The following is a 21,779-nucleotide window of genomic DNA, read 5'->3' as shown; positions in this document are numbered from 1 at the left end:
TTACCAATTCGCTACAATGTCGTTAAAAATCTTGTTAATAATTCTCTCAGTCACAATTTTCACTTGAGAGTTTTCGATCTCACTCTGTGACAAACTGCTGTTAAATGCAGCTTCATCCGTATACGTTCTGTCAAAACTGGAATCCGGGTGTACTTTATTTTCGTAATGTACTTTTACAGTAATTGTAAGTTTATTCTGAGCCTGTTGTACCACTCCTCCTGCAGGATTTGTCTGCGTATTGGAGCTGATGGTAGTAGGCGTAATAGCATAGTCTGAAATTTCTCCTTCTATCAGAATATCAGGATTTGATTTTGTCCCTTTCAGAGTAGTTCTCTGTAAAAACCTGTTCTGAATATCGGTTGAGAACTGTTGTGACAATGCTGGGTTTACAAGAGAAGCATTGTTTGGGAACTCGTTGATCTGAACGGTTTTCTCATCTGTAAGAGATGATCCTGTAAAGCTATAGCATGAGTTTAATACTCCCAGCAGTGCAAAGAGCACCATCATTCGCAATGGCTGTTTCAGACTGATATTTTTATTTTTAAAATTCATTTTTAGATCCAATTTCAGTGATTTCATCAAATTCAATTTGTTGAATAGCATCTTCGTAAGCAAAATAATTAGCAGCATATACAAAGGGAAGGGTCAGGAAAATTCCGATCCCACAAGCAAGAAAACCTATCTGAGCTAAAAGTCCTACTACAAATGAGAAAAGAAGAATTGATATAAGATTTCCTTTGGTCATTACCTTTGAAATATTCCAGGCTGTTTTTAAATCTTTAATTCCTTTAAGACTTATTAAAGGAGTAATATAGAAAGCTTTTAATGCAAAGTAATAGATCGCTATCATTACTGCAAATATATAAGGAAACATAAAAAACGCTGCCATTGGGTTAGGGTCATCACTACCAGATAATGCTCCTGTTAGTGCTAATACAATAATCAGTGGAATGTAAATGATTAAAACGGCTCCAAAAATAATGAGCTGTAGAATAAAATAAGGCATAAAGTCTTTAAAGTCGAAAATATCTCCGGGGCTAGCAGGTTGATTTCTATTTAATTTTTGAAGATATTTATACATGTTGCCCATTGCCAGCATTCCACAAAAAGGGATGATTGACATGATCATGCACACTAAAAATGCAACAAAAATATTTCCAAAATCTTTCTTTAAAAGTTCGATACCCTTGTTAATATAATCCCCGAATTTAAAATTAATCGGCTTAGGTTTTAAATTTACATTCATACTTATTGTGCTTTACTAATCTTCCAGATTATACTGTTTTATTTTTCTATATAAAGTTCTCTGTGAAATTCCCAGCTCGTCTGCAGCTCTATTTCTTCTTCCTTTATGTTTTTCCAGTGCTTTGATAATCAAATCCTTTTCATTATTCTGAAGAGAGAGTGATTCGGGTCTGTTTTCTTCTACTTCAATATCCTCAATATCTTCGTAGCTATCATCCGGGCTTGAAATAATGGTAGGTGTCTGTACTGCCGGAGCGTCATTATTCTCAAAATACAGTAAAGAGCCTGAATTTATCTGCGGCTGAGTTTCAGGAGTATAGATTCTGTTAATCAGACTTTTCTCATGATTACTTAGATCAGCTGTTCCTCTGTTCTTTATTAATTCCGAAGTTAAGGATTTTAAATCATTAATATCGTTTCGCATATCGAAGAGAATCTTATACATGATTTCTCTTTCGCTTCCGAAATCATTTGGTTTTGGAGTATTCTGATTATTTACCACCATTGGAAGGTGGGTTTCCATCGGAATATATTCTGCAAGTTTTTCTGCAGTGATATTTCTGTTTCTTTCCACAACGGTCATCTGCTCAACAAGATTCCTTAATTGGCGGACGTTACCTGGGAAAGCATAGTTTTCTATATAATGAACGGCACTCTGCTCCAGTTCCAGTTCAGGCATTCTGTATTTTTCTGCAAAATCTATTGCAAATTTCCTGAACAGCAAATGGACATCTCCTTTTCTTTCTCTTAAAGGCGGCATATCAATCTGAACGGTATTCAAACGGTAATACAGATCCTCACGGAATCTTCCGTCATGAATAGCCTTCATCATGTTAACGTTGGTAGCTGCTACGATTCTTACATTGGTCTTTTGTACCTGCGAAGATCCTACTTTCATAAATTCGCCACTCTCAAGTACCCTTAAAAGACGAACCTGCGTCTGTAAAGGAAGTTCACCTACCTCATCCAGGAAGATAGTTCCGCCATCTGCTACTTCAAAATATCCTTTTCTGGTGGCAGTAGCTCCTGTAAAAGCTCCTTTTTCGTGCCCAAATAATTCTGAGTCTATCGTTCCTTCAGGAATAGCTCCACAATTGACTACGATATAAGGCTGATGTTTTCTTCTGGATTCTGAATGAATGATCTTCGGAATAAATTCTTTTCCTACTCCACTTTCTCCGATAACAAGAACGGAGATGTCGGTAGGGGCAACCTGTATCGATTTTTCCAGGGCCCTGTTGAGTGCCGGAAAGTTCCCGATAATTCCGAAGCGGTTTTTTATGTTTTGTAACTCGTTGCTCATAAGTAAATTTTTGATTATTGATTGAATGTTACTATTCTACAGCTCTTCAATCTGCTGTCTGTAGACTTTGTTAAAATGATGAGTATAGACATCTTTCATTGTCTTACCTTCATCGTACGTTTTTAAGGCTAACATTTTCAAATCCAAATAATCTTTGTTTCTAATTTTAGAAACTTTACTTTTAAAGTATATATTCTCAGCAAAGTTGTTTTCTTTGCTTTGTTTTTCAAAATTCTCAAGGGCTTTATCATATCTACCCAGCTCAAAATAAGTCACACCAAGCTGGTAATGATCGAACATGCCTTTTACATATCCTCTTGTAGCCAACAGGTGTTCAATAATTCCGGCGGCCTTTCCTTTCTTCCCTAAAGCACTGTAGGACATAGCTTTAACTACATCCAGATGATAATCTCCATTTAAAGATCTGCCAAGATCTTCAGGATAATATTTACGAAACTCTTCTAAGTCTTGAATAGCTCCCTTATAGTCTCCTAAAAATTGAAATTTGCACCAGCCTCTGTAGCCAAGATGCATTTTAGGGTCTAAGGCAACAGCTTTATCAATCAGGATTTTCCAGGTTGCAAAATCTCCGTTTTTGAGATAAGGCACTGCTTTCTCCATGTAAACATTGGAGAAATCCGGGCAAAGCTCTATCGCTTTATCAAATCCTTCCTGTGATTCCCAAGAGCCTTGTAAATCTGAAGCTGTGTTATAAAGTTCACAGGCTTTTTTGCAGTCCTCACCCTCTATTGCATTACAGTTGACCTGTGCAATAGTATTGGTGTACACTATAAGTAACAAAAAGCTAAGGTAATACCTCTGAAACTTTTCCATCTTCAATTTTATAGGTTAAATACTGATAGTAATCTACTTTTAAACCTTCTATCTCTTTCGGCATCCAGCCATTTAATGATTTTGTGAATTTCAACAGCTTGTTTTCCAATTCTTCATCCAAAGCAATATCTTTCAAATCCGAGTTCATGCGCTTTAGCCTGAACAGGCCTGTTTTTCCTTCACAATTTACTAAAAATCTAACGGTAATATATCCGTTGACCTTCTTTTCTGAATATATATTTTCTTTTTTAAGTTTTTGAACGATAGCAATTTTTTCTCCCTTATAATCGAACATCTTAGGTCCGTGATAATATTGAAAACTGAAAGGTCTGTCTTTTCCTGCTCCACATTTCTTAAAGCCTGCTTCATCCAATTTTTCATCAAAAGCTATATCACCTACAGTATCCGGATATTTACTCCTGTTTTTCTCTGCCTGACACGAAAACAGAACAAAGGAAAATAAAGTAAAAAGGGAAACCGCCTTCAAAACTTAAATTTATTCTGTGATTTTCCCTAAAAGTGTGCCCTGGGTGTTATCATACACAAAAACGTCCACAATGTCACCTATTTGCTGCCCTTCAAGCTTATCAAAGACACAAACTGCATTTTGGGAATTTCTTCCTTTCCATTGGTTTTGATTCTTTTTGGAAGTTCCTTCAATCAAGATCTGATGAACTCTTCCTACATAAGACACCATTCTCATTCTGGAAAGCTCTCCCTGGAGCGCAATCACCTCAGCAAGACGTCTCTGCTTCACATCAGCAGGAATATTATCTTCCATTTTTTTGTGAGCCGGAGTTCCCGGTCTTTCTGAATAAGCAAACATATAACCGTAGTCATATTCTACTTCTCTCATCAGGCTTAGTGTATCCTGGTGATCATCTTCTGATTCATTACAGAATCCTACAATCATATCCTGAGAAAATGCCACTTCCGGTACAATTTCCTTCGCTTTTCTGATTAATTCAAGATATTCTTCACGGGTATGCTGTCTGTTCATCGCTTCAAGCATGTTATTGCTTCCACTCTGAACAGGAAGGTGTACATATTTACAGATGTTATCGTGCTTCGCCATCATTTTAAATACATCAAGGCTCATATCCTGAGGGTTTGATGTAGAGAATCTGATTCTCATTTCCGGAACTGCCTTAGCAACCAAATCTAATAAGTGAGCAAAGTCAACTGCCGTTGCTTTCTGCATCTCAGATGCTTTGGCAAAATCTTTTTTAGGACCGCCTCCATACCATAAGTAAGAGTCTACGTTCTGTCCCAAAAGGGTAATTTCTTTATACCCATTATTGGCAAGATCTTTACATTCCTCAATAATGGAGTGTGGATCACGGCTTCTTTCTCTTCCTCTGGTAAATGGAACTACGCAGAATGTACACATATTATCACAACCTCTCGTAATGGTAACAAAGGCTGTAACCCCGTTTCCGCCTAAACGAACCGGATTAATATCTGCATAAGTTTCTTCTTTGGAAAGTATTACGTTGATGGCATCTCTACCATCATCTGTTTCTTTTAGTAGGTTTGGTAAGTCTCTATAAGCATCTGGTCCTACTACAAGGTCAACCAATTGTTCTTCTTCTAAGAATTTGGTTTTTAATCTTTCTGCCATACATCCCAGAACCCCTACCGTCATGTTTGGCTTTTCTTTCTTAAGATTTTTGAATTGGGAAAGACGCATTCTCACTGTCTGCTCGGCTTTCTCACGAATAGAGCAAGTGTTTAACAGGATCAGATCTGCTTCTTCTACTTTCATAGTTGTGTTATATCCCTGTTCATTAAGAATGGAGGCAACAATTTCTGAATCTGAGAAGTTCATCTGACAACCATAGCTTTCTAAAAACAGTTTTTTAGAATTTTCAGGTCTTTCGGCAATAGCAAATGCTTCGCCCTGTTTTGTTTCGTCTATATATTTTTCCTGCACAATAATCAATTTAAGGTTCGGGGTTAAAACATAGGAATTCTTTCCGTGAATTTTAAACTACGAACAGATGAGTCTGCAAAGATACAAAATATTGTGACAGAATGGCAGGAGGATTATTATGATCTGTTAAACTCCTGAAGAACTATCATTTTTTCTATTGAAAAAGTATTAATCTCCGTGGTCAAAATGGTCTGAAGTAAAGTTAATTTTGATGATCTTTTTAGAAACTACAGGCTGCCCATCCTTCATTGCAGGTTTCCATTTCTTCTTTACTTTTTTAATAGCAAACCTCATATCATCAATAAACATCTCACTATTTTTCACTTTGGGTAATACATCAAGGTTATCCACCTTCCCGTTTGTACTCACATCAAAAACAAAAACAAATTTTCCGTTTACTGCATATTTTTTCAAATCAATGTAGGCGTGGATCATCTCTAAAAATTCTTTGGTAAAAGCCTCATCACCACCTGGAAATTCTGCATTTTGGGAACCCACCACATCTTCTTTTGGAGATTGTGACTGTTGTGAATATCCTATAAACCCCATAAAGAGGAACAGGATTACAATGTGTTTTTTCATGGTTATTAAATAGTTATTAATCAAAATGTCTCTGCAGCGATGGCTTTACATATCTATTGATAAAGAAGAGAAATTCATTTTTACTTTCATTTCTGATTTTACCGACTGTCCGTTACAAGTTGCAGGCTTCCAGTTTCTTTTGATTCTTCTCACTACATATTGCATATCATCAAAGAACGCTTCACTGTGCAATACTTTTGGAGCACCTACAGCATCTATTACCTTTCCTGATTCATCTATCATTAAGGTAAATGTAAAATCTCCACTCAGTGTATAGAAATCTGCATTCAAATAGGTATACATGTATTTACTCAGAATATTTTTATACGCTGAAGCTCCTCCTTCAAAAGCTGCAGGCTTAAAATCATTACATTTTACCGCGACTTGTAAAAAAGGTTCTTTAATGTCTATTTTGAAAAGGTTTTTATTGTTTTCTACAATAAAGGAATCATCTCTATCTTCAAGCTCCTGCGCAAAAGAAAAGTTGGCAAAAAATACGGCAAAAAATAAAAGTATCGTTCTCATAGCTTGATCTGTTCATTAAATTAATAAACAAAGGTAAATATTTAGAAGTCTTACCAAAAAGAAAAACTTCACACAATGTATGAAGTTTTCTAAAATGGGGTTCACATCTTGCGTATTAAAATACTGAAAACAACTTCTATAAAAGGCCTTTGATGTGTTTATAATTACTTTTAACGGTTTCAAGGACCTCATCCATTTTTCCTCCCAGCATAAGCTGAGCCATAGATTTGGTCATTCCTAACACCTGATCGAGTTCAATTTTTGGAGGAAGAGCCAATGCATTAGGATTGGTAAAGATATTAAGTAAATAAGGTCCGTTATACTCCAGGCATTCCTTAATAGCATTCTCCACCTCTTCAGGTTGATGAACATTTTTTCCAGGATATCCCATAGCCTGAGCAACCATTGCAAAATCCGGGTTAATCATGTCTGTTTCGTTATCCGGCATTCCGCCCACTTCCATTTCCAATTTTACCATTCCCAAAGTTCTGTTATTGAACACAATCAATTTTACAGGAAGTTTATACTGAAAAATGGTTGCCATGTCACCTAATAACATCGATAAACCACCATCACCACACATCGCAATGATTTGTTTATCGGGATGAGAAAGAGAAGCCCCAATAGCCATTGGCATTGCATTGGCCATTGATCCATGGTTAAAGGATCCCAGCATCTTTCGTTCTCCTGTTCCTGTAATAAATCTTGCTCCCCAAACACAGCACATTCCCGTATCTACCGTGAAAATTGCATCTTTTTTAGCTAACCGATCCAAAGTATGGGCTACATACTCGGGCTGAATAGCATCTGCTTTCCCTGAATCTTTTACATATTCCAGTTGATTTTCTTTTACTTTATCATAAAAAGCCAGCTGCTCATTAAGAAAGTCAACATCTGTTTTCTCATTCAGCAAAGGAAGTAAGGCCATAATCGTCTGTTTAACATCTCCTGTAAGCCCCAATTCAAGCTTTGCTCTTCTCCCCAATCTTTCCGGGCTTTCATCAACCTGAACAATTTTATTTTTTACCGGCATAAATTTCTGATAAGGGAAATCTGTTCCAAGAAGGATCACAAGATCGGCTTCATGCATCGCATGATAGGCAGAAGGGAATCCCAGCAGACCTGTAAGCCCAATTTCATTAGGATTATTAGGCTGAATGGCCATTTTTCCCCGGAATGAATAGCCTACAGGAGCTTTTAATAAATGAGATAATTGTATCACCTCAGCACTGGCTTCAGCAGATCCAATCCCACAGTAAAGGGTTACTTTTTTACTTTCATTGATTAGAGTGGCTAGATTTTTCAGTTCTTCATCTGATGGTCTTATTACAGGATTGGTTTTAAAAATCTGGGTAGATGTTGTTCCTTCCTGTGCATCCAGCTCTGAAACATCACCTGGAAGACCAATTACAGCTACTCCTTTTTTGGAAATGGCATGCTGAATAGCCGTTTGAATGGTTCTCTGCACCTGTTCGGGACGGGTAATCATTTGATTATAATAACTGCAATCATCAAATAACTTTATGGTATTGGTTTCCTGAAAGTAATCCATTCCCATTTCATCACTTGGAATTGTAGACGCAATCACCAGCATTGGAACATGAGATTTGTGTGCTTCATATACTCCATTAATCAAATGAACGTGTCCAGGGCCGCAGCTTCCTGCACATACTGCAAAGCCATCTAGTTCAGCTTCGGCGGCGGCGGCATAAGCTCCTACTTCTTCATGGCGTACATGAATCCACTGGATGCTGCTTTTCTTCACCGCAATATTTAGGTGATTGAGACTGTCTCCTGTTACTGCATAGATTCTTTTCACATTGGCGCTTTCGAGCATTTCAACAATTTGCTCTGCTATATTTTTAGCCATAATTTATAGATTTGGTGGTTGTTTTTCTGTATAGTACTTGGGATGTACATATCCTAAGCCTATCAAATTTAGCTAATTAATAGCAGAACTGAAGGAGATACAGTATTAAAAAACTCGTAAATTTTTAATGATGTTCCAGATTTTAACGGTGAGTTCGCAAGATTATTTAAAAATGTTTGATTTAAAATAGAACGCAAAATCCTTTCACTTAGCAAAGGGGAATTACTTTATAATCCAAGAACACATCAGTACAAAACATCACAATCCTTATATAAAAAAACTATATCTTATTTTTAAGTTTAAAAGTTATAAACTATATTAAAAATAAAAACGGCCATCCAAAGGGACAGCCGATTATATATTATTTTCTATAGGTTAGATAACCACCTCAATCTGGTTTCTTAATAAGTCTTCAAATTCATCTCTTTTACGGATCAGGTGAGCTTTTCCATCCAGGAATAAAACCTCAGCAGGCTTTAATCTTGAGTTGAAGTTTGAGCTCATTTCGAAACCGTAAGCTCCTGCATTGTGGAACGCAAGGATATCACCTTCTCTTACTTCGTGTAACTTTCTGTCCCATGCAAAAGTATCCGTCTCACAGATGTTTCCTACAACAGTATAAATTCTTTCTGCTCCCTTTGGATTGGATAAATTTTCAATGGTGTGGTAAGAATCATAGAACATTGGACGAATCAGGTGGTTAAATCCTGAATTTACCCCAACAAAAACTGTAGCTGTAGTTTGTTTAATTACATTAGCTTTTACTAATAGATATCCGCTTTTTCCTACTAAGAATTTCCCTGGTTCAAACCATAATTCGAATTTTCTACCTGTAGTTTTTGCAAACTCACCTAAAACTTTTTCTACTTTTCTTCCTAATGTTTTAACGTCAGTTTCTTCTTCACTATCCTGATAAGGAATTTTGAAACCACTTCCCATATCCAGATATTTCAGGTTAGGGAAATGCTCAGAAAGTTCAAGCATGATATCCAGAGCCTGAAGGAAAACCTCAGGATCTTTAATTTCACTTCCTGTGTGCATGTGAAGTCCTTCAACATTAAGGTTGGTGCTCTTCATCACTCTTTCAATGTGACGAAGCTGGTGAATAGAAATTCCAAACTTGCTGTCGATGTGACCTGTTGAAATTTTATAGTTTCCGCCGGCAAAGATGTGTGGGTTGATTCTAACAAAAATAGGATAAGAATTTCCGTATTTATTCCCGAATTGCTCAAGAATAGAAATGTTATCAATGTTAATATGAACTCCGAATGTCATTGCTTCTTCTATTTCAGCTAAGTCAACACAGTTGGGAGTAAATAATATTTTTTCTTTTGGAAATCCTGCCTTTAATCCTAATTTGACTTCATTAATAGATACACAATCCAAAGATGCACCCAGCTTCTTGACATACTTAAGGATATTGATGTTTGTCAACGCCTTCGCTGCATAGAAGAACTTAGTATGTTTTAAAAAAGAAGATGTAAGTTTTTCGTATTGAACTTTGATGGATTCAGCATCATAAACATACACTGGTGTGCCAAACTCATTGGCGATCTTTAATAATTCTTGTGAATTCATAATTTTATTTTAACATAAAAAAAGGCAGATTCTTAGTAAAAGAGCCTGCCACATTGATTATTTTTTATGCAAGACAAGTCTTTCAAATATTCCAAACCTTAGAGAACTTAATAGCTCCCTTTTTTCCAGTTTTTATTTGTTTTAAAATTTGCATTGCTTCTATTTATTTTTTGCAAAAATACTATTTATTTTTTATTCTGAGAAAATTGATTTGAAAAGTATCTTCTTTCTAATCAAAATTTAAGGTCTAAATTTTTAATTATTTAGGCAGTGGCAACGTCTCAAAATCACCACGCAGAAGTGCTAGCTGCAGTTCATTGTTCAAATCTGTTGAAGACAGCTGAAGGTCTATTTTTAATTTAGCAAGTTTACTTAACGTCTGTATTTGCGTAAACAGTTCATAAAAACCAAAGGACACGACCTTTCCGTTTTCAATAATTAAAAATAATTTCTCTCCTAATTTTCTTCCGATACCCAGCCAAAGTTCATTTCTTTTTCTGAACTCTATTTTCTGTTTCAATACTGCTACATCATTGTATTCTTCCTGAGCCCCAATAAACTGAACTGCTTTTGTACCCTGGGTAAATGATCTGAATTTCAGAATCGGTTTTTCCGTTTTATTCAGTTTGTTTTTTTCAACAACATATTTATTGTTTCTGAAATAAAGACCAAATGGCAGTACTTCCTTTTTCTTAATATTTTTGGAATTCAGAGTCAGTTTAGCAATAATATCTGTTCCGGTAAGTTCAAAATTAATCTGTTCAGAGCCCTTTTGAACGTGCTCCCATTTTTTTGACTTGGAGTTAAATACTTTTTTTGAAAACTTATTGATATCCTGAGCGTAATCTGAGAAGATAATCCTTCCTGCCTCATCCTGAAAATACACAAATCCTTTATCGTTCGGAAGATCTTGTGTTAGTAACTTGATCTTATTGATATAGGTTTTGGCATTGGTTTCATCGTGCTGTTTTTGAATAATCTCGTTCTCAATATCTTTTGATACTAAAAGTTTAAACAGTTCCAACGTTGCTCTGGCATCCCCATCTGCTCTGTGATGATTAGTCAAAGGAATTCCCAGTGATTTTACTAATTTACCCAACGAATAACTTACTTCATCAGGAATCAGTTTTTTAGCTAACGGAATTGTATCTAAAGTGTTGATTTTAAAATCATAGCCAAGCCTTTTGAACGATTGACGAAGCATTCTATAATCGAAATCAATATTATGTCCTACCAATGTTGTGTTTTCGGTAATTTCAATAACTCTTTTGGCTATTTCATGAAACTTAGGAGCAGTTTTCACCATCTTTGGTGTGATGCTGGTGAGCTTCTGTACAAAAGGTGTAATATCTCCTTCGGGATTAACAAGGGATATAAACTGATCTGTAATTTTCTGCCCGTCATATCTGTAAATGGCGATATCTATAATGCATTCATTTCTATAACCTGCACCATTACTTTCTATGTCTATAATTGAATACATTGATTTCTATTAACTGCTGTGTTTATTATTAAAAGTTTTAGCTCTTTAATCCGATACTATTTTCCCCATCAGTAAAGATAACCTGCTAAAATAACAAAAAAAATATCAAAATATAGCAGGTTACTTTAGATTTAAGTTAAGTAATTATTACCTTCTTCGCCCTCCAAGACCAAACATTCCAAGAATAGCTTTCGCACCTTCACGCATCAGTGTATTGGTAAAAGTTCTTCCCGCCTGGCTTTGCAATACCTGTTCAAACATTCCCGGTTCTTCTTTTACCGGTTTTGTTCTTTGATTAGGTGTTGGGTTCTGAGCTGCTTGTTCCATTCTGTTGGTTAACATTTCATAAGCAGATTCTCTGTCTATTGCCTCCTCATATTTAGTGACCATAGCTGAGCTGGACGTTAATTCAGTAATTTCCGCCTCACTCAGAACATCCATTCTTGATTCAGGAGAAATAAGATAAGTATGCACCAACGGTGTTGGAATCCCTTTCTCATCCAAAGCAGTTACAAATGCTTCACCAATTCCCATATTCTGAATCAGATTGGAAGCGTTATAAAATTCTGTAGTTGGATAGTTTTCTACAGCCTTAGAAATTTCCTTTTTATCTTTTGCTGTAAACCCTCTCAGGGCGTGCTGTATTTTTAATCCTAATTGTGACAAAACGCTTTCCGGTACATCACCAGGAATCTGGGTAATAAAATAAATTCCCACTCCTTTTGAACGGATAAGTTTCACCATCGTTTCAATCTGAGAAAGAAGGGTTTTTGAAGCTTCATCAAAAAGTAAGTGTGCTTCATCTATAAACAATACCAATTTTGGTTTTCCACTATCTCCTTCTTCAGGGAAAGTCATATAGATTTCTGCAAAAAGAGAAAGCATGAAGGTAGAAAACAGCTGTGGCTTATTCTGAATATCTGATACTCTTAAAATATTAACAACTCCTTTTCCATCTCTGGTTTCCAGTAAATCCTGAACGTCAAAACTCAACTCTCCAAAGAAGTCTCCGGCTCCCTGCTGCTCCAATGCTACAATAGATCTTAGAATAGCTCCCAATGAAGCCGATGCTATTGAGCCATAATTAGCTGCAAGTTCAGCTTTTCCTTGTGCATTATCTGTAACATACTGAAGAACTTTTTTCAAATCTTTAAGATCAATCAAAGGAAGTCCTTTGTCATCACAGTATTTAAAGACAATAGACATGATACTTTGCTGCGTATCATTAAGCTCAAGAATTTTGCTTAATAAAACAGGGCCAAATTCTGTTACGGTAGCTCTCAGTTTTATACCTTTTCCTCCAGAAATACTCATCAATTCTACAGGAAACCCTTGCGGAGTATAAGGAAGCTGAGTCTTTGCATATCTTTCTTCAATGATAGAATTCATCTGACCTGCTTCTGCAATCCCGGAAAAGTCACCTTTGATATCCAAGACTAATGACGGGATTCCTTGATGAGAAAGCTGTTCTGCAAAAACCTGTAATGTTTTGGTTTTTCCTGTCCCTGTTGCTCCGGCAATAAGGCCGTGACGGTTAATGGTTTTTAAAGGGATGGTTACATTTACTTCAGGAACAACTTCTCCGTCCAGCATTCCTTTTCCTAATATAATATGTTCTCCTTTTGGAGTGTATCTAGCATTTAATTCTTCAATAAATTGTGCTTTGTCTGCCATTTGATCGCTTTTTTGAACTTATAAATATAAAATTTTCTTTAAAATATTGTGTAATATTTTCCCTCTAACTTTCATTAGTAGCCTGAGGAAACAACTTTGCCACTATTTAAGCAAAATTCAAACCATGGTCTATGAAATAAGAATACTATATTGTTAAAAAACTGCCCTTCAATAAGTAAACATGATAAAAAACAGCATTTGTTGATTATCATTATGTAAGGCATCCTTTTTGCTGAAAAACATCGCGTGTTAAACATTTGTTTAACATAAGTATTGAAAGAAACTATCAATTGAATTTAACATTTGATTTAGAATTTATCTAATACTTTGTATCTTTAACTATTAAAAAAATATCCAATGAAAATTGAACAAATATATACGGGCTGTCTGGCTCAGGGTGCCTATTATATTGTATCAGAAAACGAAGCTGTCATTATTGATCCTTTAAGAGAGGTAAAACCTTACCTGGATCGTCTGGAAAAAGACAATGTCACTTTAAAATATATTTTTGAAACCCATTTCCATGCTGATTTTGTTTCAGGACACTTAGATTTAAGTGAAAAAACAAATGCTCCGATTGTATACGGGCCTACGGCAGCTCCTGAGTTTGAAGCAATTATTGCTGAAGACAACCAGGTTTTTGAAATTGGAAAAATAAAAATAAAGGTACTTCACACTCCGGGACATACAATGGAGAGTACTACTTATCTTCTAATTGATGAAAATGGCAAGGAAACAGCCATCTTTACTGGAGATACTCTGTTTTTAGGAGATGTAGGAAGACCGGATCTTGCGCAGAAAGCAACTAATCTTACTCAGGAAGATCTTGCAGGGATTCTGTATGACAGTCTTCAAAGCAAAATTATGCCTTTGGATGACAGTATTACTGTTTACCCGGCTCACGGAGCAGGTTCTGCATGTGGAAAAAATATGCAGAAAGAAACAGTAGATATTCTGGGAAATCAAAAAAGAACAAACTATGCACTTAACCAGCCGGATAAGGCTTCTTTCATTAGAGAAGTACTTGACGGGCTTACTGCACCTCCAAAATATTTTGGAATGAACGTAGCTATGAATAAAGGTGGTTATGAGAGTCTGGATGTAGTTATGGATAAAGGACTTCAGCCTGTTTCTCCAGAAGATTTTGAAGCAATGGCAGAAGAAACCGGAGCTTTAATTCTTGACACAAGAGGAGCTGCAGATTTCCATAAAGGTTTTGTCCCTAATTCTGTGAATATCGGATTAAAAGGAGATTTTGCTCCTTGGGTAGGAACCCTAATCGTAGATGTAAAGCATCCTTTACTATTGATAACAGATGAGGGAACAGAAGAAGAAGTTATCATCAGATTAAGCCGGGTAGGTTTTGATAACGTGGTGGGTTACCTGAACGGAGGTTTTGAAGCCTGGAAAAATTCAGGAAAAGAAGTTGATGAAGTAAAAAGAATCACTCCTGTTGAGTTTGCAGAACAGTTTACAACAGATGCAAAAGTAATTGATGTTAGAAAACTTACAGAATATTCTGCAGAACATATTGATAATGCTTACAACAGACCTTTGGACTCCATTAGTGATTGGGCGCGTAATCTTGATGACTCTGAGCATTTCTTCCTTCATTGCGCTGGAGGATACAGAAGTATGATTGCAGCAAGCATTCTTAATTCACACGGAATCAGAAACTTTACTGAAATAGAAGGTGGTTTTAACGGCATTAAAAAGACAGAAAAACTTCCGACAACGGACTTTGTATGTCAGTCCAAAACATCATAACATTATGAAACTTAGTTTTTTTGGAATAGCTTTAACTTCTATTCTAGCATTAAGCAGCTGTAAAACAACTCATTCTGCGGAATTTCCCAAGGCTAACATTAAGGAAGTGGTAATGAGTTCAGATGTAACATTAGTGGATGTAAGAATTCCTGAACAATACGCTGCCGGAACGGCTAAAAATGCGATTAACATCCCGTTAGCAGATATTCAGAACGAACTTGAAACCCTAAAGGGTAAAAAAGTAGTCGTATTCTGTAATAAAGGAGTACAGGCAGACCAGGCTATGGAAATTTTAAAGAAAAACGGAGTGGAAGCCTACGATGGAACGAGTTGGAAAAATGTGAAAGGCATCCAGGACGAAGCAAATAAAAAGTAAACTAATAAACTCAAACTATGTCACAAAAATTTCAGGAAATCATTAATTCCGAAAGACCGGTACTTATTGACTTTTTTGCCACGTGGTGCCAACCTTGTAAAGTGCAATCTTCGGTATTAAATACTGTAAAAGAAAATATTGGTGAAGGAGCCAGAATCATAAAGGTAGATGTAGACCAATATCCTGCTATTGCAGCACAATACGGAGTAAGAGGTGTACCTACATTAGCGGTCTTCAAAGAAGGAGAACTTCTTTGGAAGGAAAGTGGAGTGCATGATGTGAATACATTAACGCAGCTTCTGCAACAATATATTTAAGATTAAAAATAAGGCTGAGTTTATGTAAACTCAGCCTTATTTTTTATAAATCTATTGAAAAATGATCACGGTCATTTAAAAACTGAAAATGAGTTCTGAAATCCTTCAACTCATTCATATCCAGTTCAGCTGACACAACATTTCCATTTTTATTTGAAATTTCTCTTCCATCAGCAAAAAAACAATGAGAGCTCTCCTGGTAGAAAAGATTATTTCCATCTGTTCCTATTCGATTTAATCCAAATACAAAAGAAAGATTTTCAATGGCTCTTGCTTTTAAAAGATGCTCCCAAGCTCCTACCCTCTTCTCAGGCCAATTCGCAACATATAAAATCGCATCATAATCATCGTTATTTCTTGCAAATACAGGAAAACGAAGATCATAGCATACCTGAAGTAAAAAACGGATTCCTTTATACTCTACAATCACTCTGTTTCTCCCTGGAGTATATACTTTATCTTCTCCAGAAAAGGAAAACAAGTGTCTTTTATCGTAAAAAGTAACTTCTCCATTCGGTTGTACAAAGTACATTCTGTTGTAAAAATTACCATTTTCCTCTACGGGTGCGCTGCCGCAGAATGCCGCATTTTTTTCTTTTGAAATCTTCTTCAAAAATTCCAGAGATTCTCCATTTCTGTCAGAAACTTCAGATGCATCCATACAGAAGCCCGTTGAAAACATTTCAGGAAGCAGAAATAAATCTGCTTCAAGATTTTGAAGCTCTCGTTCTATTATTTTAAAATTTTCAGCTTTATTTTTCCAGATGATATCCAAATTGAGCCCTACAATCTTCATCTTTTCTATTTTTTTAATTATTTCAATATCTGAAGGATAAAAATACAGCTTTTATGTTGAATAAGGAAAAGAGAGTTATAATTCTTAATATTTATTAAAGTCTGCTATTTTTATAGTATTCAGTCTCTTTCGGTTTCATTTTTGATGCAGGTAATTTTTATTAATATCATTAAACATTATAAATTTTATGAAGAAATTGGTTTTTATGGTGATGATGTTCTTTTTCGGAATCACGGCTAATGCTCAAGCATGGACTGGAAAGGGAGATCAAAAAGTTCAATTGGGGCTTAGTGCCTGGGGATATGGAACCGGAATAACAGGAACTTACGACTACGGATTGAATAAGCTCATATCCGTAGGAGCTGGTCTTAATGGTTATTTCAGCAATTACAAGAACAACGATAAGGATAACCGGGTATTTGTTTTCGGAAGATTGAATTTTCACCTACAGGAAGCTTTAAACCTTCCGCCAAAGTTGGATATTTATCCTGGTGTTGACGTTGGAGTGGTTGGAAAAGACTTTGGAATAGGGGCTCACATTGGTGCACGCTATTTCTTTACAGAAAGAATTGGGGTATTTGCAGAGGTGGGTAACAACGGTAGTCTTGGAGTTTCATTCAATTTATAATCAAATAGTCCTAAAATATGACAAAGCTTCTCGTTTAGAGGGGCTTTTTTATTTGGCATAGTTTTGATAATTGTTACCTTTGCAAATTAAAATCTAAAATTTATTAATGGAAATAGCAATCAAACTCTTCCAGTTCATTCTGAGTATCTCTATACTTGTAGTTCTTCATGAGCTTGGCCACTTCTTACCAGCCATATGGTTCAAAACCAGAGCAGAGAAATTCTTCCTGTTTTTTGATCCTTACTTCTCCATATTCTCTATGAAGAAGGTTAACGGAAAATGGAAGTATAAATTCTTATCTCAGAACCTGCCAGATACTGAAGTGATAGAGGTAAATGGAAAAAAGGAAGAAGTTCCTATCGATATATCAAAACTTTCTGACGACGATTGGAGAAAATATCCGGAGCAAACCAAATACGGAATCGGATGGCTTCCTTTCGGAGGTTATGTGAAAATTGCCGGAATGGTAGACGAAAGTATGGATACAGCCCAAATGAAAAAACCGGCTGAATCCTGGGAATTCAGGTCTAAACCAGCTTGGCAAAGGCTTATCATCATGTTGGGCGGGGTTACCGTTAACTTCTTCTTGGCATGGATCATATTCTCAGCGTTAGTTGGAAAAAATGGAGAAAATATCTTTGAAGCAGATAAAATCACTACCCCACTTCATTATACTGCAGCAGCCAAGAAAATGGGCTTCCAGGATGGAGATAAAATATTGAAAGTAGACGGAAAAGTTCAGAAAGACTTCAAAAAACTGGCATTAGACGTTTTACTAAGTGACGAAATTACCGTTTCCAGAAATGGAAAAGAGGTTACTTTCCCAACCAATGATGACGGAAAAGTAATAGCATTCAATGATCCTGAGCCAAGAGCATTCCTTACACCAAGAATGACTCCTATTATAGATACCATTGTTTCAAAATCAACAATGGATGCAGGCTTAAAACTTGGTGATAAAGTTCTTGCCATCAACGGAACTCCTATTACTTATTATGATGAACTTAAACCATTGGTTGTTCCTAATGCAGGAAAAGTAGTAGATTTCAAAGTAGCGAGAAACAATGAAACTGTTGACTTACATATTCCTGTTTCTAAAGAAGGAACAATTGGTGTAGTGTCTTTCAAGGAAATTGAAAAATATAATGTTCACCGTGATTATACATTCTTCGGATCTATCACCAGAGGATTTACCCTTACTATTGAGAGCTTAACATATCAGATTAAGCAGTTTAAATTAATCTTCAACAAGAAGGTTCAAGGTTACAAAAAAGTAGGAGGTCCTATCGCTATCGTAAAAAATATGCCGGTAGATAAAGATGCTACAGGTAATGTTTCTATTAACTGGTCTGCATTTTGGGGCTTTACAGCAATGTTCTCCGTATGGTTAGCGTTCCTGAATCTTATTCCTATTCCGGGACTTGATGGTGGGCATGTTATATTTACATTATACGAAATCATTGTAGGAAAACCTGTTCCTCAAAAAGTATTGGAAAATGCTCAAATGGTGGGAGTTATATTCCTATTAGGTTTAATGTTACTGATATTCGGAAGCGATATTTTCAAAATGATTACAGGAGGTCTGTAATTTTTTGAAAAATTTTCTTAAAAATATTTGCAGGGTATAAATATTCGTCCTATATTTGCACCACTTAAAACAAAGGACATTCCTCCTTAGCTCAGTTGGTTAGAGCATCTGACTGTTAATCAGAGGGTCGCTGGTTCGAGCCCAGCAGGAGGAGCAAAAAAGACTTACAGAAATGTAGGTCTTTTTTTATTTACGTCCATTCTTGTATTCTAAAAAAGGTATAATTTCTTATAAAGTATCATAAAATAATTTCTGCAAAAGAATTTATTAGATAAATTCATGGTTTTATTTTACAAAACTATAACCATTATAAGATGATTCTAAGAAAATATCTGCCTGTAATCGGTATATTCTTTTTCCAAACAATTTTTGCACAAAGTTTTCTCAATTTAGATTTTGAAGAAACCAATTCAAATAACTTACCCTTGAAATGGGATTTTAAGAAAGGTGGTTATTCTTATCAAGTTGATAATAGCACCAAATTTTCCGGAAAAAAAAGTATGCAGATTACCAGTCGCTCTGCTGACAGTTCTAATTTCTCTTCAATCTACACACTTCTTCCGGTTCATCTATTGAAGGGAAAAGAATTACATCTTACAGCCAAAATCAAAATACAGTCCCATCGAGCTGGAAATGCAGGACTTTGGATCAAAGTGACTGATGCAAAAAAAGCTATCATCTCTTTCGACAATATGAAAAACAAAAGAATCAAGGGAACTACAGACTGGAAAGAGGTATCTCTTAGTATGAGAATAAGCCCAGATGCTGAAAAAATTGTAGTGGGAGGTCTTTTTGAAGGAGAAGGCATTGTATGGTTTGATGATTTCAGGATAGCTTCAGATCATCAACCAATTCAAGATGCATCCAAAAAAGAAAAACTGAACCAGGAAGAAATTACCCTGTTGAAGAAATATATCTACCCTCTGAAAACATATGATCCGGACACCAACAATACTCAAGATCTTGAAATATTGAATAAACTTATCGGAGATTCAAAAATTCTTGCTTTGGGAGAATCTACCCATGGATCGTCGGAGATTTTCAAAATGAAAGATCGCATCATTCGATATCTGATACAAAATAACAATTTCAATATCTTTTCTATTGAGGCAAGAATGCCGGAATCTTATCAGGTCAGTAACTATACTACTAAAGGCGAAGGATCAGCAAAAGATTATCTGAGAGCAATGGGTTTCTGGACATGGAATACCCATGAAGTTTTAGCTATGACCGAATGGATGAAAAAATACAATGAAACATCAAGCCGTAAAATTCTTTTTACCGGTTTTGATATGCAGGACTTCTATACGCCATTAAATGAACTTAAAAAAGTTTTTAAAGCCAATCCCTCAATCTTAGAAAAACTTGACAAATTAAGCCCATTACTGGCTAATTTTAAAGACAAGGAAAAAAGAGATCGGATTGTTGAAATGGAAAAGAAAGATATTGTGGTTTCTATTATTACAGACATTAAAAATGATATTAATAAGGAAAAGATTGGTAATGATAATCTTGTCTGGATTAATCAGTATCTCCGGCTTCTGGAACAGAATACCGAATTAAATAGTTTTACCAGAGATAAGTTTATGGCTGAAAATGTTTTATGGATAAAAAATCATAACCAGAATTCGAAAATCATACTTTGGGCTCATAATACCCATATCAATAAGGCCCCTATACGTATGGGAAAATACTTATCAGATCAACTTGGAAAAGATTATACCACAATAGGCTTTGCATTTCACTCAGGCCAATATACTGCAGTAGGTGAAGATGGATTGACTGCGTACAATGCACAAGAGCCCTATGTAGGAACGTATGAATATTTTCTGAATTCTATTAACGAGCCTTACTTTATTCTTGATATAAAGAAAATAAAGAAGGATAATAATGAAAAATTGAAATGGCTGATTGAAGGATTAGACCTCAGAATCACGGGCTCCAGGAATAAGCCTGATGAGTTTAGCCCTAAAAATATATCAAAAGATTTTGACTATCTTATATTCATTAACAAGTCTACAGCCTCAGTTTTATTGAAATAAAGATATCTTACTCTCTAGAAATAGCATCTTTTAAAACACCTTTTATCATTTGTATCTCAAATTTTAAATATTTTATGAAATTTAATTTATTGAAAAATAAAACAATAGCTATTTTCGTTAAATATTAAGGGATAAAAACTTGCTTGGTACAGATATTCCTATTATATTTGCACCACTTAAAACAAAGGACATTCCTCCTTAGCTCAGTTGGTTAGAGCATCTGACTGTTAATCAGAGGGTCGCTGGTTCGAGCCCAGCAGGAGGAGCAAAAAAGACTTACAGAAATGTAGGTCTTTTTTTATTTCTATAATCTTATTCAATATTCTTGGGGCAATAATTTAAAAATTATTAGTCAATTCTCAATCCAAGGTCAATAATTGGTTAATTCAAGTAACCTTTCTTCATTCTATCATAAATGTTCTTTCATTTCGAATCTTATTTTGAAAAAGGCTTTATTCAATCCTGATAAAAAAATCAAAATCTAACAAACATTTCCTATCCCAATATAAAGTACTCTGCTTATTCAAAACTATTAAACATTGTTCTCTATAACTTCAAATAAGCCCTATTTTTATTGCAATTTAAATTATGAGACATCAAAGTAGCTAATTTGTATAATAACTTATTTTTAGGCCTAAAAAGCTTAGGAATAATGAATGGCAAATGGCTCTTTTCCCATATGATAAATGAAGCCCCTTTATGATGAGTGATGAGTAATAAGTAATCTACAATGAATTTGGGAGCATTTGTATGCTATTTTAGTTTGTAACCAAACAGTACTCTTTGTCATCCCGTAGGGATCTAGACAATGGTATTCATAATTTTGTTCTACTGATTATGGATAGCTTACTTCATAGCCTTCCCATTGCTAAGGATCCTTACAGGATGACAATAGGCCATGGAAAAAGAATAGTAATGATACCAAGGAATATCCTTGATAAAAAGAGTGATCCAACACTTATATAATAGGTTTTAGATCAACTAAAAAATAAAGTAGGAGAGTAATATAGAATAGATGGTAATGAATATAACTTTGAGAACATCTCTGTTATTACCCATTGCTCATTGCTCATTACTGATTACTTATTGGATGAGTTATCCTTGAGTTGTGGATTAGGTCTGCTTTATTCGTTGGGTATGGCACAAAAAAAAATCCTTTATCGTAATGATAAAGGATTTTTAAAAATAAAATAAAAACTGGCGGCGGCCTACTCTCCCGCGTTAGCAGTACCATCGGC

19 protein-coding genes and 2 tRNA genes are annotated in these 21,779 nt (G+C 35.5%); 8 read left to right on the top strand and 13 right to left on the bottom strand.

Annotated elements, in window-relative coordinates; all coding sequences use genetic code 11:
- The 12 genes from BLS98_RS20365 to BLS98_RS20310 all read right to left on the bottom strand — a co-directional run bounded on the left by BLS98_RS20365 (position 1) and on the right by BLS98_RS20310 (position 13,027).
- Positions 1 to 552, bottom strand: a complete 552-nt coding sequence (locus tag BLS98_RS20365; RefSeq protein WP_089739214.1) for an LptE family protein — start codon at positions 550 to 552, stop codon at positions 1 to 3.
- On the bottom strand, positions 542 to 1,246 hold the full coding sequence (locus BLS98_RS20360; RefSeq protein WP_089738922.1) for a DUF2189 domain-containing protein: 705 nt from the start codon (positions 1,244 to 1,246) through the stop codon (positions 542 to 544). The genes BLS98_RS20365 and BLS98_RS20360 overlap by 11 nt, the downstream gene beginning before the upstream one ends.
- A 15-nt stretch (positions 1,247 to 1,261) precedes the next feature.
- The gene (locus BLS98_RS20355) at positions 1,262 to 2,548 is read right to left on the bottom strand and encodes a sigma-54 interaction domain-containing protein (protein ID WP_089738920.1); all 1,287 of its coding nucleotides are present in this window, start codon (positions 2,546 to 2,548) and stop codon (positions 1,262 to 1,264) included.
- A 36-nt stretch (positions 2,549 to 2,584) separates the two neighbouring features.
- Positions 2,585 to 3,382, bottom strand: coding sequence for a tetratricopeptide repeat protein (locus BLS98_RS20350; RefSeq protein ID WP_089738918.1), 798 nt, complete (start codon positions 3,380 to 3,382; stop codon positions 2,585 to 2,587).
- Complete coding sequence (locus tag BLS98_RS20345) at positions 3,354 to 3,869, bottom strand: hypothetical protein (protein WP_089738916.1); 516 nt, start codon at positions 3,867 to 3,869, stop codon at positions 3,354 to 3,356. The genes BLS98_RS20350 and BLS98_RS20345 overlap by 29 nt, the downstream gene beginning before the upstream one ends.
- Before the next feature lie 9 nt (positions 3,870 to 3,878).
- Positions 3,879 to 5,315 (bottom strand): tRNA (N6-isopentenyl adenosine(37)-C2)-methylthiotransferase MiaB, encoded by a 1,437-nt coding sequence (gene miaB, locus BLS98_RS20340; RefSeq protein ID WP_089738915.1) that lies wholly within the window; start codon positions 5,313 to 5,315, stop codon positions 3,879 to 3,881.
- 168 nt (positions 5,316 to 5,483) lie between these two features.
- Positions 5,484 to 5,897 carry an energy transducer TonB gene (locus tag BLS98_RS20335; protein ID WP_089738913.1) on the bottom strand — a complete coding sequence of 138 codons (414 nt, stop codon included), beginning with the start codon at positions 5,895 to 5,897 and terminating at the stop codon, positions 5,484 to 5,486.
- Positions 5,898 to 5,942: 45 nt separating this feature from the next.
- Complete coding sequence (locus tag BLS98_RS20330; RefSeq protein WP_089738911.1) at positions 5,943 to 6,422, bottom strand: hypothetical protein; 480 nt, start codon at positions 6,420 to 6,422, stop codon at positions 5,943 to 5,945.
- Between the two features lie 136 nt (positions 6,423 to 6,558).
- Positions 6,559 to 8,292, bottom strand: a complete 1,734-nt coding sequence (locus BLS98_RS20325; RefSeq protein ID WP_089738909.1) for a thiamine pyrophosphate-dependent enzyme — start codon at positions 8,290 to 8,292, stop codon at positions 6,559 to 6,561.
- Between the two features lie 375 nt (positions 8,293 to 8,667).
- Positions 8,668 to 9,870 (bottom strand): diaminopimelate decarboxylase, encoded by a 1,203-nt coding sequence (lysA, locus tag BLS98_RS20320; protein WP_181575078.1) that lies wholly within the window; start codon positions 9,868 to 9,870, stop codon positions 8,668 to 8,670.
- Positions 9,871 to 10,129: 259 nt separating this feature from the next.
- Complete coding sequence (locus BLS98_RS20315) at positions 10,130 to 11,353, bottom strand: 3'-5' exonuclease (RefSeq protein WP_089738906.1); 1,224 nt, start codon at positions 11,351 to 11,353, stop codon at positions 10,130 to 10,132.
- A 147-nt stretch (positions 11,354 to 11,500) separates the two neighbouring features.
- Entirely contained in the window at positions 11,501 to 13,027 is a 1,527-nt protein-coding gene (locus BLS98_RS20310; RefSeq protein ID WP_089738905.1) for a helicase HerA-like domain-containing protein, read from the bottom strand.
- A 357-nt stretch (positions 13,028 to 13,384) separates the two neighbouring features.
- On the opposite strand from BLS98_RS20310, the gene BLS98_RS20305 reads away from it, so the two are divergent.
- From BLS98_RS20305 to BLS98_RS20295, 3 genes are read left to right on the top strand one after another with little or no spacing between them, the layout of a single operon-like run.
- Complete coding sequence (locus BLS98_RS20305) at positions 13,385 to 14,794, top strand: MBL fold metallo-hydrolase (protein WP_089738903.1); 1,410 nt, start codon at positions 13,385 to 13,387, stop codon at positions 14,792 to 14,794.
- Between the two features lie 4 nt (positions 14,795 to 14,798).
- Positions 14,799 to 15,170, top strand: a complete 372-nt coding sequence (locus BLS98_RS20300; protein WP_089738901.1) for a rhodanese-like domain-containing protein — start codon at positions 14,799 to 14,801, stop codon at positions 15,168 to 15,170.
- Positions 15,171 to 15,187: 17 nt separating this feature from the next.
- Positions 15,188 to 15,487 carry a thioredoxin family protein gene (locus BLS98_RS20295; protein ID WP_089738899.1) on the top strand — a complete coding sequence of 100 codons (300 nt, stop codon included), beginning with the start codon at positions 15,188 to 15,190 and terminating at the stop codon, positions 15,485 to 15,487.
- Between the two features lie 43 nt (positions 15,488 to 15,530).
- Here the strand turns inward: BLS98_RS20295 and BLS98_RS20290 are convergent, their stop codons facing one another.
- Positions 15,531 to 16,283 (bottom strand): nitrilase family protein, encoded by a 753-nt coding sequence (locus tag BLS98_RS20290; protein WP_089738898.1) that lies wholly within the window; start codon positions 16,281 to 16,283, stop codon positions 15,531 to 15,533.
- 187 nt (positions 16,284 to 16,470) lie between these two features.
- On the opposite strand from BLS98_RS20290, the gene BLS98_RS20285 reads away from it, so the two are divergent.
- The 5 genes from BLS98_RS20285 to BLS98_RS20265 all read left to right on the top strand — a co-directional run bounded on the left by BLS98_RS20285 (position 16,471) and on the right by BLS98_RS20265 (position 20,807).
- Positions 16,471 to 16,911 (top strand): DUF6646 family protein, encoded by a 441-nt coding sequence (locus tag BLS98_RS20285; protein WP_089738896.1) that lies wholly within the window; start codon positions 16,471 to 16,473, stop codon positions 16,909 to 16,911.
- Positions 16,912 to 17,017: 106 nt separating this feature from the next.
- Positions 17,018 to 18,499, top strand: coding sequence for an RIP metalloprotease RseP (gene rseP / locus BLS98_RS20280; RefSeq protein ID WP_089738894.1), 1,482 nt, complete (start codon positions 17,018 to 17,020; stop codon positions 18,497 to 18,499).
- Between the two features lie 80 nt (positions 18,500 to 18,579).
- A tRNA-Asn gene (locus BLS98_RS20275) sits at positions 18,580 to 18,653 on the top strand.
- 160 nt (positions 18,654 to 18,813) lie between these two features.
- Entirely contained in the window at positions 18,814 to 20,541 is a 1,728-nt protein-coding gene (locus BLS98_RS20270; protein ID WP_089738893.1) for an erythromycin esterase family protein, read from the top strand.
- A gap of 192 nt (positions 20,542 to 20,733) precedes the next feature.
- A tRNA-Asn gene (locus tag BLS98_RS20265) sits at positions 20,734 to 20,807 on the top strand.
- The last annotated feature ends 972 nt before the right edge of the window (positions 20,808 to 21,779 follow it).

The organism is Chryseobacterium jejuense (assembly GCF_900100075.1).
Lineage (GTDB): Bacteria > Bacteroidota > Bacteroidia > Flavobacteriales > Weeksellaceae > Chryseobacterium > Chryseobacterium jejuense.
The sequence above is the reverse complement of the archived record's forward strand: the minus strand, read 5'-3'. Positions and strand labels throughout refer to the sequence as shown.

Excerpts from the sequence above, each read along its gene's own strand:
- BLS98_RS20365 (WP_089739214.1), bottom strand. The coding sequence starts at position 552 with ATGAATTTTAAAAATAAAAATATCAGTCTGAAACAGCCATTGCGAATG.
- BLS98_RS20360 (WP_089738922.1), bottom strand. The coding sequence starts at position 1,246 with ATGAATGTAAATTTAAAACCTAAGCCGATTAATTTTAAATTCGGGGAT.
- BLS98_RS20355 (WP_089738920.1), bottom strand. The coding sequence starts at position 2,548 with ATGAGCAACGAGTTACAAAACATAAAAAACCGCTTCGGAATTATCGGG.
- BLS98_RS20350 (WP_089738918.1), bottom strand. The coding sequence starts at position 3,382 with ATGGAAAAGTTTCAGAGGTATTACCTTAGCTTTTTGTTACTTATAGTG.
- BLS98_RS20335 (WP_089738913.1), bottom strand. The coding sequence starts at position 5,897 with ATGAAAAAACACATTGTAATCCTGTTCCTCTTTATGGGGTTTATAGGA.
- BLS98_RS20330 (WP_089738911.1), bottom strand. The coding sequence starts at position 6,422 with ATGAGAACGATACTTTTATTTTTTGCCGTATTTTTTGCCAACTTTTCT.
- BLS98_RS20325 (WP_089738909.1), bottom strand. The coding sequence starts at position 8,292 with ATGGCTAAAAATATAGCAGAGCAAATTGTTGAAATGCTCGAAAGCGCC.
- lysA (WP_181575078.1), bottom strand. The coding sequence starts at position 9,870 with ATGAATTCACAAGAATTATTAAAGATCGCCAATGAGTTTGGCACACCA.
- BLS98_RS20315 (WP_089738906.1), bottom strand. The coding sequence starts at position 11,353 with ATGTATTCAATTATAGACATAGAAAGTAATGGTGCAGGTTATAGAAAT.
- BLS98_RS20310 (WP_089738905.1), bottom strand. The coding sequence starts at position 13,027 with ATGGCAGACAAAGCACAATTTATTGAAGAATTAAATGCTAGATACACT.
- BLS98_RS20305 (WP_089738903.1), top strand. The coding sequence starts at position 13,385 with ATGAAAATTGAACAAATATATACGGGCTGTCTGGCTCAGGGTGCCTAT.
- BLS98_RS20300 (WP_089738901.1), top strand. The coding sequence starts at position 14,799 with ATGAAACTTAGTTTTTTTGGAATAGCTTTAACTTCTATTCTAGCATTA.
- BLS98_RS20295 (WP_089738899.1), top strand. The coding sequence starts at position 15,188 with ATGTCACAAAAATTTCAGGAAATCATTAATTCCGAAAGACCGGTACTT.
- BLS98_RS20290 (WP_089738898.1), bottom strand. The coding sequence starts at position 16,283 with ATGAAGATTGTAGGGCTCAATTTGGATATCATCTGGAAAAATAAAGCT.
- BLS98_RS20285 (WP_089738896.1), top strand. The coding sequence starts at position 16,471 with ATGAAGAAATTGGTTTTTATGGTGATGATGTTCTTTTTCGGAATCACG.
- rseP (WP_089738894.1), top strand. The coding sequence starts at position 17,018 with ATGGAAATAGCAATCAAACTCTTCCAGTTCATTCTGAGTATCTCTATA.
- BLS98_RS20270 (WP_089738893.1), top strand. The coding sequence starts at position 18,814 with ATGATTCTAAGAAAATATCTGCCTGTAATCGGTATATTCTTTTTCCAA.